Source organism: Luteimonas sp. A649, assembly GCF_054072735.1.
Window position 1 is genome coordinate 1282888 of record NZ_JBSVRQ010000001.1, and the last position, 15095, is coordinate 1297982.

At 69.6% G+C, this 15095-nt stretch carries 11 protein-coding genes; all 11 read right to left on the bottom strand.

From position 1 onward, the window contains the following. Position 1: 1 nt before the first annotated feature. A complete protein-coding gene (locus tag ACW5E8_RS06005) occupies positions 2 to 1066 on the bottom strand; it encodes an HD domain-containing phosphohydrolase (protein WP_456964559.1) in 1065 nt (354 codons plus the stop codon). Positions 1067 to 1229: 163 nt separating this feature from the next. Further along, positions 1230 to 2765, bottom strand: coding sequence for a lysine--tRNA ligase (gene lysS / locus ACW5E8_RS06010; protein WP_456964560.1), 1536 nt, complete (start codon positions 2763 to 2765; stop codon positions 1230 to 1232). 90 nt (positions 2766 to 2855) lie between these two features. Further along, positions 2856 to 3984, bottom strand: a protein-coding gene (prfB, locus tag ACW5E8_RS06015; protein WP_456964561.1) for a peptide chain release factor 2 whose coding sequence is annotated in 2 segments (ribosomal slippage) — positions 2856 to 3908 and positions 3910 to 3984 — 1128 coding nt in all. Because the reading frame shifts where the segments join, the coding sequence is not laid out codon by codon here. Between the two features lie 97 nt (positions 3985 to 4081). After that, positions 4082 to 5428, bottom strand: coding sequence for a hypothetical protein (locus tag ACW5E8_RS06020; RefSeq protein ID WP_456964562.1), 1347 nt, complete (start codon positions 5426 to 5428; stop codon positions 4082 to 4084). A gap of 96 nt (positions 5429 to 5524) precedes the next feature. Continuing rightward, entirely contained in the window at positions 5525 to 7267 is a 1743-nt protein-coding gene (recJ, locus tag ACW5E8_RS06025) for a single-stranded-DNA-specific exonuclease RecJ (protein ID WP_456964563.1), read from the bottom strand. Next, positions 7264 to 8205, bottom strand: coding sequence for a phosphoglycerate mutase (locus ACW5E8_RS06030; RefSeq protein ID WP_456964564.1), 942 nt, complete (start codon positions 8203 to 8205; stop codon positions 7264 to 7266). Before ACW5E8_RS06030 ends, recJ begins: the two co-directional genes overlap by 4 nt. Positions 8206 to 8212: 7 nt before the next feature. Continuing rightward, positions 8213 to 8674, bottom strand: coding sequence for a transcription elongation factor GreA (greA, locus tag ACW5E8_RS06035; protein WP_456965254.1), 462 nt, complete (start codon positions 8672 to 8674; stop codon positions 8213 to 8215). 8 nt (positions 8675 to 8682) lie between these two features. Then, a complete protein-coding gene (gene carB, locus ACW5E8_RS06040; RefSeq protein WP_456964565.1) occupies positions 8683 to 11928 on the bottom strand; it encodes a carbamoyl-phosphate synthase large subunit in 3246 nt (1081 codons plus the stop codon). Continuing rightward, positions 11928 to 13049, bottom strand: a complete 1122-nt coding sequence (gene carA / locus ACW5E8_RS06045) for a glutamine-hydrolyzing carbamoyl-phosphate synthase small subunit (protein WP_456964566.1) — start codon at positions 13047 to 13049, stop codon at positions 11928 to 11930. The genes carB and carA overlap by 1 nt, the downstream gene beginning before the upstream one ends. Before the next feature lie 134 nt (positions 13050 to 13183). Next, a complete protein-coding gene (dapB, locus tag ACW5E8_RS06050) occupies positions 13184 to 13897 on the bottom strand; it encodes a 4-hydroxy-tetrahydrodipicolinate reductase (RefSeq protein WP_456964567.1) in 714 nt (237 codons plus the stop codon). Positions 13898 to 13961: 64 nt separating this feature from the next. Continuing rightward, positions 13962 to 15095, bottom strand: a complete 1134-nt coding sequence (dnaJ, locus tag ACW5E8_RS06055; RefSeq protein ID WP_456964569.1) for a molecular chaperone DnaJ — start codon at positions 15093 to 15095, stop codon at positions 13962 to 13964.

A 15095-nucleotide genomic window follows, 5' to 3' on the forward strand; every position in this document is an offset into this window, starting at 1 on the left:
GTCAGGCCCCGCTGGCCTCGACGGTGGCCACGCCTGCCGCGTAGTGCGCGCAGATCTCCTCCACGCGCGTGCGGCCGGCCACCAGCGCATCGACGCAGCGCGGATCGAACAGACGCCCGCTTTCCCCGGCGATGTAGGCGAAGGTTTCGTCCATGGTCCAGGCGCGCTTGTAGGGGCGCTCGGACAGGAGGGCATCGAAGACGTCGGCCACCGCCACCACGCGCGCCTCCAGCGGGATGGCGTCGCCCACCAGCCCCCCGGGATAGCCGCTGCCGTCGTAGCGCTCCTGGTGGCGCAGGGCGATGCTGGCGCCCATCTGGACGAAACGGTTCTGGCTGTCCTTGAGCAGTTCGTGCCCGATCTCGGGGTGCTTGCGCATGACCTCGAGCTCGTCCTCGGTCAGTGGACCGGGCTTGAGCAGGACGGCGTCGGGGATGGCGATCTTGCCGATGTCGTGCAGCGGCGCCGCCAGTTCGATCGTGCGGACTTCGTCCTCGTTCAGTCCAAGGCCCTCGGCGACGACGCCGGCCACCGCGGCCAGGCGCGCGAGGTTGGCGCTGGTGCCGGCGTCACGGTAGGCGATGGCACGCGCCAGGCGGGTCAGGGTCTCGCGTTCGCGCTCTTCCACCTCGTGCATGCTCGACAGCAGCCGCTGCTCGAGCGACAGCGCACGCTGCTTGACCGACTCCGCCTGCTGGCGCAGTTGCAGCAGGTTGCGGCAACGCGCGCGAAGCTCGCGCGGGCGCACCGGCTTGACGAGGAAGTCGATCACGCCGGCGTCCAGTGCCGCCTGGCGGATGGGCTCGTCGCCGACCACGGTCACCAGCACGATCGGCACGTCGCGGTGCAGCAGCGGGCGCCGGAAGCGGCGCGCGAACTCGAGGCCGTCCATCACCGGCATGCGGTAGTCCAGCAGCAGCAGGTCCGGGCGGTTGGCCTCGCACCAGCGCAGCGCTTCCTGCGGCTCGCTGAAGTCGAGCACTTCGAGCTCGGGACTGATGTCCTCGAGGATGTGCCGCAGCATCGTGCGCGCTGAGGTCTGGTCGTCGACGATGACGATGTTCACCTGATCCTGTCCCCAAGCCCGGTCGGTCGCGGCGCGGCACGCAGGTGCCGCCCGATATGGAGGCACGCATATTCCGTGCCCGACGTGGCCACCGACTGGCGGCCCTTGTATCCGGAGAATACGTCAGAACCGGGACGGATCGGGCAAAGCCTGCCCTTGTGCGTCACTCCTGGACAGCGCCCTGCGGGCGCATGTAAGGAAACAGCAGCACGTCGCGGATCGAGGCCGAGCCGGTCAGCAGCATCACCAGTCGGTCGATGCCGACCCCCAGGCCACCGGTCGGCGGCATGCCCACTTCGAGCGCGCGGATGTAATCGGCGTCGTAGTGCATGGCTTCGTCGTCGCCCCCGGCCTTGGCTTCCACCTGCGCGCGGAAGCGCGCGGCCTGGTCCTCGGGATCATTGAGTTCGGAGAAGCCGTTGGCCATCTCCTTGCCGCCGATGAAGAGCTCGAAGCGGTCGGTGATGCCGGGATCGGTGTCCGACTCCCGCGCCAGCGGCGACACTTCCACCGGGTAATGGGTGATGAAGGTCGGTTGCACCAGCCCCTCTTCCACCGTCGCCTCGAACAGCTCGAGCAGCAGCTTGCCCCAGCCCCAGGACGGCTTCACCGACACCTTCAGGCGCGCGCAATGCCCAGCCAGCGCCTCGCGGTCGCGGCAGTCGGCGGCGCTGATTTCCGGGTTGAGCTCGCGCACGGCATCTTCCATCTTCCAGCGGCGGAAGTCCGGCGCAAGGTCGATCGCGTGGCCGTCCCATTCGAAGCGGGTGCCACCGGTGGCTTCCAGGGCGACGTCGCGGATCATGCGCTCCGTGAGGTCCATGATCTCGGTATACGAGGCGTAGGCCTCGTACAGCTCGAGCATCGTGAACTCGGGGTTGTGGCGGGTGCTCACCCCTTCGTTGCGGAAGTTCCGGTTGATCTCGTAGACGCGCTCGAAGCCGCCGACCACCAGGCGCTTGAGGTAGAGCTCGGGCGCCACGCGCAGGTAGAGCTCGAGGTCGAGTGCGTTGTGGTGGGTGGTGAACGGGCGCGCGGTGGCGCCGCCGGCGATGTAATGCATCATCGGCGTCTCCACTTCCAGGAAGCGGCGCGCGTCGAGCCAGCGGCGCATGGCCGCGACCACTTTCGAGCGCACCACGAACACGTCGCGCGCTTCCGGGTTCACGATCAGGTCGACGTAGCGCTGGCGATAGCGCTGCTCGACGTCGGCCAGGCCATGCCACTTGTCCGGCAGCGGGCGCAGCGACTTGGTCAGCAGCCGCAGCGTCGCGGCCTTGACCGACAGCTCGCCGGTGCGGGTGCGCGTGAGTCCGCCCTCGGCGGCGATGATGTCGCCGACGTCCCAGGACTTGAACGCATCGTAGATGTCGCCCAGCGCATTGGCCTGCAGGAACAGCTGGATGCGCCCGCTGACGTCCTGCAGTTCGACGAACGCCGCCTTGCCCATCACGCGCTTGGCGAGCATGCGCCCGGCGACGGCCACGCTGCGACCCGTGGCCTCGAGCGCCGCGGCGTCCCAGGCGTCCGCATCGGCGTACTCGCCCTGAAGGTCGCCGGCATGGTCGCTGCGCCGGAAATCATTGGGGAACGCGATGCCCTGCCCGCGCAGCGTGGCCAGCTTGCCGCGGCGCTCCGCGACCAGGCTGTTCTCGTCCGCGGGCGCTGCGGGTGCGGGGGTTGGGTCGGTCTTCGTCACGTTCGCCTCGAAAGTACAAACCATCTGTGGAAGCAGCCGGAGCTGCGAACACCGGACCGTGGAACGTCCACGGCCGGTCATGACCCGACGTCAGATCGCGTCAAGCCGCTTCGAACCCGCCTCGAGCCCGGACTTCAGGCTGGCTTCGATGAATTCATCCAGGTCGCCGTCCAGCACGTTCTGCGTGTCCGAGCGCTCGATGCCGGTGCGCAGGTCCTTGATCCGGCTCTGGTCGAGCACGTAGTTGCGGATCTGGCTGCCCCAGCCGATGTCGGACTTGGTGGCTTCCAGCGCGTCCTTCTCGACGTTGCGCTTCTGCACTTCAAGTTCGTAGAGCTTCGCCGCCAGCATCTTCATCGCGGTATCGCGGTTCTGGTGCTGGCTGCGCCCATTCTGGCAGGCGACCACGGTATTGGTCGGGATGTGCGTGATGCGCACCGCCGACTCGGTCTTGTTGACGTGCTGGCCGCCGGCACCGGAAGAGCGGTACACGTCGGTGCGCAGGTCCGCCGGGTTGATCTGGATGTCGATGTCGTCATCGACTTCCGGCGACACGAACACCGAGGTGAAGCTGGTATGGCGGCGGTTGTCGGAGTCGAACGGCGACTTGCGCACCAGGCGATGGACGCCGATCTCGGTCTTCAGCCAGCCGTAGGCGTACTCGCCCTCGACGCGCACCGTGGCCGACTTGATGCCGGCGACGTCGCCCCCGCTGGCCTCCATGATCTCGGTCTTCCAGCCGCGGTCTTCCGCCCAGCGCAGGTACATGCGCAGCAGGATCTCGGCCCAGTCCTGGGCTTCGGTGCCACCGGCGCCGGCCTGGATGTCCAGGAAGGCATTGGCCGAATCCATCTTGCCGGAGAACATGCGCTGGAACTCGAGCTTCTCCACCCGGGAGGTGAAGCCGTCGAGGTCGGCTTCGACCGCCTGGGCCGTCTCTTCGTCATCCTCGGCATCGGCCAGGTCAAGCAACTCGGCCGCGCCCACGAGGCCGTCGGTCAGGTCGCGAATGCCGTTGACGGTCTTGTCGAGCAGCGAGCGCTCGCGGCCCAGGGCCTGCGCCCGCTCGGGATCGTTCCAGATGTCGGGATTCTCGAGCTCGCGCTCTACTTCCTCGAGCCGCTCGCGCTTGGTGTCGTAGTCAAAGAAACCCCCTCAGCGCATCCAGCCGACCCTTCAGGTCGGCGATGCGCTGGCGGACGGGATTGAGCTCCATCATGTGCTGGTAGATCCGCGTGGAAAGAGGCGGATTCTAGCAATTTCCGGCTGCCAGCCGGTTTCCTGCGCTCCGGCTATCCGGAGCGCAAGGCCTCGCCTCAGCGGCGCCGTACCTGCACCTGGTAGCGGCCACCCTCGCCGCCCACCGCAGATGACGCCTCGAGCACGTAGTCACCCGGCTGCAGGGTGTCCTCGATGCGAGCGTCCAAACCACCACCGCTATCGTCGTCCTCGGCAAGCAGTTCGTTGTCGCGGTACAGCCTGAGGTGGGCATCCACGCCGTCGTTCGACCCCATCGTGATCGCGTAGCTGCCTGCGCGCGCGATGCGGAAGGTGTAGCGGTCGGTCACGCCCGGGAGCAGCCTGGCCTCGCGCTGCTGGCCCACCTGGAGGACGCCGCCGCCGGCATCGTGAGGCACCGGGGACAGGCGCGCCGCCAGCGTGAACACGCCTGCGCCACCTTCGGCATCGAATGCCGACGCCTGCACGGTGTATTCGCCGGGTTCGATCACCGAGGCGATGCGGGCGTCCAGGCGCTCGCCGGAGTCGTCGTCTTCAAGCACCACGCCCGCGCCAGCGAGCCGCAGGCGCGAATCAAGCTCGGGGCTGCGCATGTCGAGCTCGAGCAGTTGCCGCTCGTTCACGCTCAGACGATAGGACACCGGCCGACCCTGGTAGAGCGCGGTGATGTCGCTGCCCGGCTCCAGTTCGCCGTCGGCGGCGATCTCGACGCCGGGCGGCAGTTCGCGTTCGGCCACGGAAAGCTCGTACTGCCCTTCCGCCATGCCGCCGAAGCCGGAGGCGACCAGCGTGTACGCGCCCGGCGCCAGCCACGCGGTCAGCTGCGAATTGCTGCCTTCGGCATCGTCGTTGCTGAGCGAGACACCGTTGCCTTCCAGGCCCAGCACCGTGTCGAAGCCGTCGGCGGCCATGCGTAGCGCGTACACGCCTTCGCGTTCGATGCGCAGCGGGATGCGCTTGCTGCCGTCCAGCCAGTCGCTGATCGACGCGCCGGCCGCCAGTTCGCCTCCTGCGTACACCTGCAGTTCGGTCGCGCCGAGGGTGAAAGGTCCGTACGCGGAGCCGTCATGGCCGCTGACCGCCAGCACGTAGCGGCCCGCACGCGGGGCGCGGATCGAAAGGTTCGTGGCCTCCCCGTCACCGGACGAGGCGCGCACCAGCTGGCCATCGAGGAACACCGAGAGCTGCGCGCGCAGCGGGCCTTCGACTGCGAACTGGACGGCCTGTCCGGCGTCGAGCGCGAAGGAGAAGAGTTCGCTGCGGGAGCCGTCACGCCAGTTGATCACGTCCGCGCTGGTGATCTCCCCGCGGACCTGCTGTCCCGGGGTGATGCGCGTTGCCGCGGGCTCGGTGGCCAGTGCCGTATGTGCTCCGCCCAGAAGGCCGAGGGAAACGGCCAGTGCCGCCAGTCGCTTGTGTTCCATGCTGAAGAGGTCCCGAAATGCGGCAGGGCCTGATTGCCCGACCAAGCCGCGGGATTATCCGGGGCTATCGTATTCAGCGATAGCCCTGGACCGGCGTCAGCAGGCTTCGAGGTGTTCCACCACCAGCTGGATGGCATCGCCGCCGCGGTAATCGTCGGGCGTGAGCCGATAGGCGAGTCGGGCGCGGGGCGGTGGCGGCTCCCCCTTCCAGGCGCCGAAGTGGATGCCGGCCAGCGTTGCACGCAGTCCATCCACGCCCAGCGTCAGCCGCAGATGTCGCTCGGCGACCACGCGCCAGTCGCGCACCTCGAACTCGCCATCGAACAGGGGCTCTGGAAACCCCTGCCCCCAGGGACCACCATCGCGCAGCGCCTGGGCGTGGGCACGATCGAACTCGGACGGTGCCAGGGCGCCATCGCTTTCGACGGTGGCCTGCAAGGCAGCGGGATCGAGCGTGGCTTCGGCATGGGCGTGGAAGGCGGCTTCGAACGCCTGCAGCCGCTCGGCGTCGAGGCTCAGGCCGGCCGCCATCGCATGGCCACCGAAGCGCTCGATCAGGCCGGGGTGGCGGGCGTCGACAGCAGCGAGCGCATCACGGATGTGGAAGCCCGGGATCGAGCGCGCCGAGCCCCGCAGGCTGGTGCTGCCCGGTTCGGAGGGCGCGAAGGCCACCACTGGCCGATGCAGGCGTTCCTTCAGCTTGGAGGCCACCAGGCCCACCACACCCGGGTGCCAGCCCGGGTCGAAGGTGCAGACCGCGGCAGGCAGTGCCCCGGTCCGCCCCAGCGCGTCCAGGGCCTGCGTCGACAGCGCACGTTCTGCTTCGTCGAGCATTGATTGCTGCACGTTGCGGCGTTCGCGATTGATGGCGTCGAGCTGGCGGGCCAGCTCGTAGGCGCGCGCGGGTTCGTCGCAAAGCAGGCACTCGATGCCCAGCGCCATGTCTTCCAGGCGCCCGGCGGCGTTCAACCGCGGCCCCACGGCGAAGCCGATATCCGCGGCCACCAGCGACTCCGCACGGCGCCCGGCCACCTCGATCAGTGCCTTGAGCCCGGGGCAGCCCTGCCCCGCCCGCAGCCGGCGCAGGCCTGCGGCGACCAGCGCACGGTTGTTCGCGTCCAGCGGCACCAGGTCGGCCACCGTCCCGACCGCGACGAGGTCCAGCAGCTGCCCGAGGTCCGGACCCTTGCCTTCCAGCCGTCCATCGGCGCGCAGCCGCGCCCGCAGCGCGAGCAGCACGTAGAACATCACGCCCACGCCCGCGAGGACCTTGCTGGGAAAGCCATCGCCGTGCCGGTTCGGGTTCACGATCGCATCCGCCGCCGGCAGGCGTTCGCCGGGCAGGTGGTGGTCGGTGACCAGGACCCGCCATCCCAGCGCCTTGGCCGCGTCGATGCCGGCGTGGCAGGCGATGCCGTGGTCGACCGTGACCAGGAGGTCGGGGCGCGTCGGCGCCAGTTCGCCGACCAGCGCCGGGGACAGCCCGTAGCCATGGATCATGCGGTTGGGTACCGCGTGCAGGACCTCGCGCGCGCCGAGCATGCGCAGGCCCCGCACCGCGACGGCGCAGGCGGTGGCCCCATCGCAGTCGAAGTCGCCGACCACGAGGATGCGCTGGCCCTCGGCGATGGCCGTGGCCAGCAGCTTCGTGGCGCGGTCGAGGTCGAGCAAGCCGTCGGGCGGCAGCAGGCCGGCCAGGCGCGGGCGCGCGGCATCGATGTCCGCGGCGCCGCGCGCGGCGTAGATCCGGCGCAGCAGTGGCGGCACGTCCGCCGGCCACTCGGCGCCAGGCTGCACGCCGGGGACCTGCCGGCGGCGGATGGTACGTGGTGGCGTCACTGCGCGGGCCAGGACGTGGCGCGACGCCAGAACCGCAGCAGGTGCCTGCGGCGGAGCGAAAGCCGCCAGCCGTCGCCGTCGTCGAGCCGCAGCTCAGCGATTTGCCCCCCACGCAGCGCCTCGAGCGCCGGGAGCAGCCACTCGCGCTCGATCCACTCGAGATCGCGCGTGCCCTCGATGTCGTACACGCCGGGCGCGCCGGTGAACCGGTCCGGCAGCGCTTCGCCCAAGCCGCCGACCGCTGCCAGTGCGCGCGCAGTGTCGTCGTCGCTGTAGCCGGTCTCGCCCCCGCCGCCGGCCACCGCCGGGAGGCGACCGCCACCCCAGAACCACAGCGCGTTCACGGGCGCCTGCCCGCGCGCGGCGCGACGCGCGTTGAGCGGATGGTTGTGCAGGGTCACCTGGGCCTCGCTGGCGAGGCTGCGCCAGCGCCGGCCCTCGGGACTGGTGTCGAGATGGTCGAAGAGGTCCTCGCCCAGCGCATCGCCCGGATCGGAGAACGCAGGCACCGTCGTGCCGCCGGGCAGGCGCAGGTACCAGCGCGCCGGGTGCGGCGCGTCGAGCGCGAAGCCGGCATCGCCAAACAGCGGCCGCAGCGCGGGCAGCAGTTCGTCGCAGTCCTCGCGCGTGAGCGCGAGCGCCTCGCCATGCGCGAGCAGCCGCACGCCGTTGATGTCCGGACGCAGCCACACTGGATCGGCGCGCAGCCAGGCCGCGCCTTCGGCATCGCCGACCTCGGCCTGTCGCGACAGCGCCGCGATCGGCCAGCCTTCGCCGCGCAGCGGGAAGTACCGGAGCAGCTGCGCGCGTCGCCCGGGCTCGCCGTCGGGCTGCCGCGTGCCGCGCCCGAGCGCTGTCGCGTTCGCGACGGACAGGCGCTGCCGCCCGAGCCGCGTGGCAGCCGGGAGCAGCAGGGTGATGGTGCTGGGGGCCGGCATCGCCGGATCAGCCGTAGCTGACCTCGACGATCTCGTACTCGCTGGTGCCGCCGGGCGCCTCGATGGTGACGACGTCGCCAGCGTGCTTGCCGATCAGCGCACGCGCCACCGGCGACGAGATCGCGATCTGGCCGTTCTTGATGTCGGCCTCGAGGTCGCCCACGATCTGGTAGCGCTTTTCCGCACCGCTTTCTTCGTCGGCCAGCAGCACGGTGGCGCCGAACACCACCTTGTCGCCCACCTTGAGCGTGGACACGTCGATCACCTGCGCGTGCGAGAGCTCGCCCTCGAGCTGCTTGATGCGGCCCTCGATGAAGCCCTGCTGCTCGCGCGCGGCGTGGTACTCCGCGTTCTCCTTCAGATCGCCGTGCTCGCGTGCCTCGGCGATCGCATTGATGACGGCAGGCCGCTGGACGCTCTTCAGCTCATCCAGCTCCGCGCGAAGCCGCTGCGCGCCCTGTGCCGTGATCGGTGGTCTCATGTCTTCTTCAACTCCTCATGCAGTTCGTGCAGTGCCCACACCGGGCCGCTGCCGCGATAATCCAGAGAATGCAGCAAGGCCTTCGCACCGGCAATGGTGGTCGAATAGGTCACCCGCTGCTGCAGCGCCTCGCGACGGATCGAGAACGAGTCCGCGATCGCCTGGCGCCCTTCGGTGGTGTTGACGATATAGGCGATCTCGCCGTTCTTGATCAGGTCGACGATATGCGGCCGGCCCTCGGCCACCTTGTTGACCTGCTCGCAGGCCACGCCGTTCTCGCCCAGCCAGCGTGCGGTGCCCGAGGTCGCGATCAGGGAGAAGCCGCGTTCAAGCAGCGCATGCGCCACCGGCAGCAGCCGCTTCTTGTCGGGGTCGCGCACGGACACGAAGGCCTTGCCCGGCGTCGGCGCGCGGATGCCGGCCGCTTCCTGTGCCCGCGCGAACGCGGCGCCGAAGTTCTGGCCCACGCCCATGACCTCGCCGGTCGAGCGCATCTCCGGGCCGAGGATCGGATCCACGCCCTGGAACTTGGCGAAGGGGAAGATCGCCTCCTTGACCGAGTAGTAGCCGGGCACGACTTCCTCGGTCACGCCCTGCTCGGCCAGCGTGCGGCCCGCCATGCAGCGCGCCGCGATCTTGGCCAGCGGCACGCCGGTGGCCTTGGACACGAAGGGCACGGTGCGCGAGGCGCGCGGGTTGACCTCGAGCAGGAAGATCGTGTCCTCGCCTTCGTCGTCGGTCTGCACGGCGAACTGGGTGTTCATCAGGCCGACCACGTTGAGCGCGCGCGCCATCGCCGCGACCTGCTCGCGCAGGCGGGCCTTGGTGGACTCCGACAGCGAATACGGCGGCAGCGAGCAGGACGAGTCGCCCGAATGCACGCCGGCCTCCTCGATGTGCTCCATCAGGCCGCCGATCAGCACCTGGCCGTCGGCATCGGCGATGACGTCGATGTCGACCTCGACCGCGTTGTCGAGGAAACGGTCGAGCAGCACCGGCGAATCGTTCGACACCTTCACCGCTTCGCGCATGTAGCGTTCGAGGTCGGCGTCGGCATGCACCACTTCCATCGCGCGGCCGCCGAGCACGTAGCTCGGGCGCACCACCAGCGGGTAGCCGATTTCCCCGGCCAGCGCCAGCGCCTGCTCGGCGCTGCGCGCGGTGCGGTTGGGCGGCTGCTTCAGGCCCAGCTCGTCGACCAGCTTCTGGAAGCGCTCGCGATCCTCGGCGAGGTCGATCGAGTCCGGCGAGGTGCCGATGATCGGCACGCCGTTCGCTTCCAGCGCGCGCGCGAGCTTGAGCGGCGTCTGGCCGCCGTAGTGCACGATCACGCCCTTGGGCTTCTCCAGCTCGACGATCTCCAGCACGTCTTCCAGCGTCACCGGCTCGAAGTACAGGCGGTCGGAGGTGTCGTAGTCGGTGGACACGGTTTCCGGGTTGCAGTTGACCATGATGGTCTCGTACCCGTCCTCGCGCAGGGCGAGCGCCGCGTGCACGCAGCAGTAATCGAACTCGATGCCCTGGCCGATGCGGTTGGGGCCGCCGCCGAGCACCATGATCTTGTCGCGGCCGGTGGGTTCGGCCTCGCACTCTTCCTCGTAGGTCGAGTAGAGATAGGCGGTGGTGGTCGCGAACTCGGCGGCGCAGGAATCCACGCGCTTGTAGACCGGCTTGATGCCGAAGGCGCGGCGCAGCGCACGCACGGCCTTTTCCTCGACGCCGACAAGCTGCGCCAGGCGGGCATCCGAGAAGCCCATGCGCTTGAGCTCGCGCAGGCGCACGGCGTCCAGTGCATCGACGCCCGCGACCTCGGCTTCGCGCTCGGCCGCGACGATGTCTTCGATCTGGTCGAGGAACCAGGGGTCGATCCACGACAGTGCGAACACGTCGTCCACCGTCATGCCGGCGCGGAAGGCGTCGGCGACGTGGAACAGGCGGTCGGGCTTGGGTTCGCGCAGCTCGCGCCGAAGCGCCGCCAGCCCGTCCTCGGAGCCCAGGTCCAGCCCGGTGGGATCCAGTCCGACCTTGCCGGTCTCGAGGCCACGCAGCGCTTTCTGCAGCGATTCCTGGAAGGTGCGGCCGATCGCCATCACCTCGCCCACCGACTTCATCTGGGTGGTCAGGCGCGAATCGGCCTGCGGGAATTTCTCGAAGGCGAAGCGCGGGATCTTGGTGACGACGTAGTCGATCGAGGGCTCGAAGGACGCCGGCGTCAGGCCACCGGTGATGTCGTTCTTCAACTCATCAAGCGTGTAGCCCACCGCCAGCTTGGCCGCGACCTTGGCGATCGGGAAGCCGGTCGCCTTCGACGCCAGGGCCGACGAGCGCGACACGCGCGGGTTCATCTCGATCACCACCACGCGCCCGGTCTCGGCGTTGATGCCGAACTGGACGTTGGAACCGCCGGTATCGACGCCGATCTTGCGCAGCACGTCGATGGACGCCTGGCGCAGGCGCTGGTATTCGCGGTCGGTCAGCGTCTGCGCCGGCGCGACGGTGATCGAGTCACCGGTATGCACGCCCATCGCGTCGAGGTTCTCGATCGAGCAGACGATGATGCAGTTGTCCGCGGTGTCGCGGACGACTTCCATCTCGAACTCCTTCCAGCCCAGCACCGACTCCTCGACCAGGATCTCGCCCACCGGCGAGAGCTCCAGGCCGCGCTTGGCGATCTCCTCGAACTCCTCGCGGTTGTAGGCGATGCCGCCGCCGCTGCCACCGAGCGTGAAGCTGGGGCGGATGATGGTCGGATAGCCGACGCGCGTCTGGATGTCGACCGCCTGCTCGAAGGTCTTCGCGACCTCCGCCTTCGGGCACTCCAGGCCGATCTCGGCCATTGCCACGCGGAACAGCTCGCGGTCCTCGGCCATCATGATGGCCTCGCGCTTGGCGCCGATCAGCTCGACGCCGTACTTCTCCAGCACGCCGTGGTCGGCGAGATCCAGCGCGCAGTTGAGCGCGGTCTGGCCGCCCATGGTCGGCAGCAGCGCGTCGGGGCGCTCCTTCTCGATGATCTTCTCGACCATCTGCCAGGTGATCGGCTCGATGTAGACCGCGTCCGCCGTGTCCGGGTCGGTCATGATCGTGGCCGGGTTGGAGTTCACCAGCACCACGCGGTAGCCCTCTTCGCGCAGCGCCTTGCAGGCCTGCGCGCCGGAGTAGTCGAACTCGCAGGCCTGGCCGATGACGATCGGGCCAGCGCCGATGATGAGGATGGTCTTGAGATCAGTGCGCCTGGGCATCAGTGCGCCTCCATCAGCGCGATGAAGCGGTCGAAGAGCGGGGTCACGTCCTGCGGGCCGGGCGCGGCTTCCGGGTGGCCCTGGAAGCTGAAGGCCGGCGCGTCGGTGAGCGCGATGCCCTGGTTGGTGCCATCGAAGAGCGAGCGGTGGGTCACGCGCACGGTGTCCGGCAGCGTGGCCTCGTCGATCGCGAAGCCATGGTTCTGCGAGGTGATCATCACCCTGCCCGTTTCCAGGTCCTGCACCGGATGGTTGGCGCCGTGGTGGCCGTTGGCCATCTTCATCGTGCGCGCGCCCACCGCCAGGCCCAGCAGCTGGTGGCCGAGGCAGATGCCGAAGGTCGGGACCTTCGCGGCCAGCACTTCGCGGATCGCCTCGATCGCGTAATCGCAGGGCTCCGGATCGCCGGGACCGTTGGACAGGAACACCCCGTCGGGCTTCAGCGCCAGCACCTCGGCGGCGCTGGTGTGCGCGGGAACCACGGTGACGTCGCAGCCGCGGTCGGCCAGCATGCGCAGGATGTTGCGCTTGACGCCGTAGTCCCAGGCCACCACGCGGAAGCGCGGCGCGACGGTGCGGAACGTGCCGGCGTCGAGGTCGAGGTCGCCCTCGCTCCACTGGTAGCGGCTGTCAGTGCTGACCATCTGCGCCAGGTCCATGCCCTTGAGGCCGGGGAACTTGCGGGCGGCCTCGAGGGCGCGGTCGACGTCGATGTCGCCGGCCATCACCGCGCCGTTCAGCGAGCCGCGCTCGCGCAGCAGGCGGGTCAGGCGGCGGGTGTCGATGCCGGCGATGGCAACCACGCCGCGATCGGCCAGCCACTCGGGAAGCGCGGCGCGGCTGCGCCAGCTGCTGGGGCGGCGCGGCACGTCGCGCACCACCAGGCCCGCCGACCAGACCCGGCCGGACTCGTCGTCCTCGCCGGTGCAGCCGGTGTTGCCGATGTGGGGATAGGTCAGGGTGACGATCTGGCGCGCGTACGAGGGGTCGGTCAGGACCTCCTGGTAGCCGGTCATCGCGGTGTTGAACACGACTTCGCCGACGGAGAGGCCGGGCGCGCCGATGGATACGCCTTCGAAGACAGTGCCGTCTTCGAGCACGAGGATTGCAGGTGGGGTCACTGGCGGTCGCCTAGGTGGGGTTGCAAGACACCGCCGGCCCGGCATCGGCCGGCCCGGAGGCAAGTGGTTCAGGCGAGCGGGAATGATACCGGCGCGGCCCCGGCCGCGCCAGCTTGGGACGTGAACCGATGCTGTTAAAGCAGGTCGCGGAGCCGCCAGGCGCCCGCTTCGCGACCGCGCAGGCGCATGGCGGCGTGCAGGGCCCCGCGTGCGAACACATCGCGGCTGGTGGCACGGTGGATCAGCTCGATCCGCTCACCCGCACCGGTGAACTGGACCAGGTGCTCGCCGACCACGTCGCCGGCGCGGAGGCTGGCGTAGCGCGCCTCCGCCCCACCCCGCCCGGCCGCGGCGCCAAAGGCCAGCGCGGTCCCCGAGGGCGCATCCTTCTTGTGCACGTGGTGGGTCTCGACGATATCGCAGTCCCAGCCGGCCAGGCTTGCGGCCGCGCGCTCCACCAGCTCCTCGAGCACGGCCACGCCGAGGCTGAAGTTGGCCGCCCAGAGCACGGGAATCGCCTCCGCGGCGTCGGCGAGGGCCTGACGCTGTCCGTCGGACAGCCCCGTGGTGCCAGACACCAGGGCTGCGCCGCGCTGCCGGCAGAGCGCGAGCAGCGGATCGAAACCCTCGGGCAGGCTGAAGTCCACCGCGACGTCGAACGCGGGTACGCCCGCAAGCTCGCTGGCGGCGAAGTGCGGCACGCCGTCGACCACGCGCTGGGCGGGCCGGCGGGAGACGGCCGCGACCACGGTGCAGTCGCCGGCCGCGCCTTCCGCGCACAGGCGCAGCAGTGCATGGCCCATGCGACCGCTGGCACCGTGGATCAGGATTCGCGTGGATTCGCCCATGCGCGCAAGGCTAGCCGCGCGCACCGGTCCCGACAAGGAAGATCGCGCGCATCTCCGCGCCCGCTCAGGACGTCATACGCTCCCAGAACCCTCTCACGCCGTCGACGAAGGTGCTGGATTTCGGCGAATGGCGGCGCGCGTTGTCGCCCACGAAGGTCGCCTCCAGCTGGTCCAGCAGCTCGCGCTGCTCGTTGGTCAGGTTGACCGGCGTCTCCACCACCACCTTGCAATAGAGATCGCCCGGGGCGCGGCTGCGCACCGACTTCACGCCCTTGTCGCGCAGGCGGAAGACCTTGCCGGTCTGGGTCTCGGCGGGCACGCGGATCTCCGCTTCGCCGCCGAGCGTGGGTACGCGCACGGTGTCCCCCAGGGCAGCCTGTGAAATCCGGATCGGGACCTCGCAGTGCAGGTCGTCGCCGTCGCGCTGGAAGATGTCGTGGTCGCGGACGCGGACCTCGACGTACAGGTCACCGGGCTGGGTACCGGACGGGCCGGCCTCGCCCTCGCCGGAGAGGCGGATGCGGTCGCCGTTGTCGACGCCCGCAGGCACCTTCACCGACAGCACCTTCTCCTCCTCCACGCGGCCGTTGCCGCGGCAGGCCGGGCATGGCGACTTGAAGGTCTTGCCGCGGCCATGGCACGACGGGCACGGCTGCTGCATCGAGAAGATGCCGCGCTGGAAGCGCACCTGGCCGTGGCCGTGGCAGGTATCGCAGGTCTCGAGCACGCTGTCTTCGGAACCCGTGCCCTTGCAGGGCTCGCATTCCACCAGGCTGGGCAGCTCGATCCTGCGTTCGACGCCGGCCACGGCGTCCTCGAGGTCGAGTTCCATCACATAGCCGATATCGGCCCCGCGGCGCGGGCCACGGGGCCCGCCGCCACCGCCGAAGATGTTGCCGAAGATGTCGCCGAAGATGTCGCCCATGTCGGCGCCGCCAAAGCCCGGGCCGGCGTTGCCGCCGCCCATGCCGTGCTCGAACGCCGCATGGCCGTGCTGGTCGTACATGCGGCGCTTGCCGCCGTCGGACAGCACCTCGTAGGCCTCCTTGCACTCCTTGAACGCGGCCTCGGCGGCACCGTCGCCGGGGTTGCGGTCAGGGTGGTGCTTCATCGCGCAGCGGCGATAGGCCTTCTTCAACTCGTCCTCGGTGGCGGTACGGCCGACACCGAGGACGTCGTAGTAGTCGCGCTTGCTCAA

Coding starts and splice junctions, on each gene's coding strand:
- ACW5E8_RS06020 (WP_456964562.1), bottom strand. CDS start 5,428: ATGGAACACAAGCGACTGGCGGCACTGGCCGTTTCCCTCGGCCTTCTG.
- ACW5E8_RS06030 (WP_456964564.1), bottom strand. CDS start 8,205: ATGCCGGCCCCCAGCACCATCACCCTGCTGCTCCCGGCTGCCACGCGG.
- carB (WP_456964565.1), bottom strand. CDS start 11,928: ATGCCCAGGCGCACTGATCTCAAGACCATCCTCATCATCGGCGCTGGC.
- dapB (WP_456964567.1), bottom strand. CDS start 13,897: ATGGGCGAATCCACGCGAATCCTGATCCACGGTGCCAGCGGTCGCATG.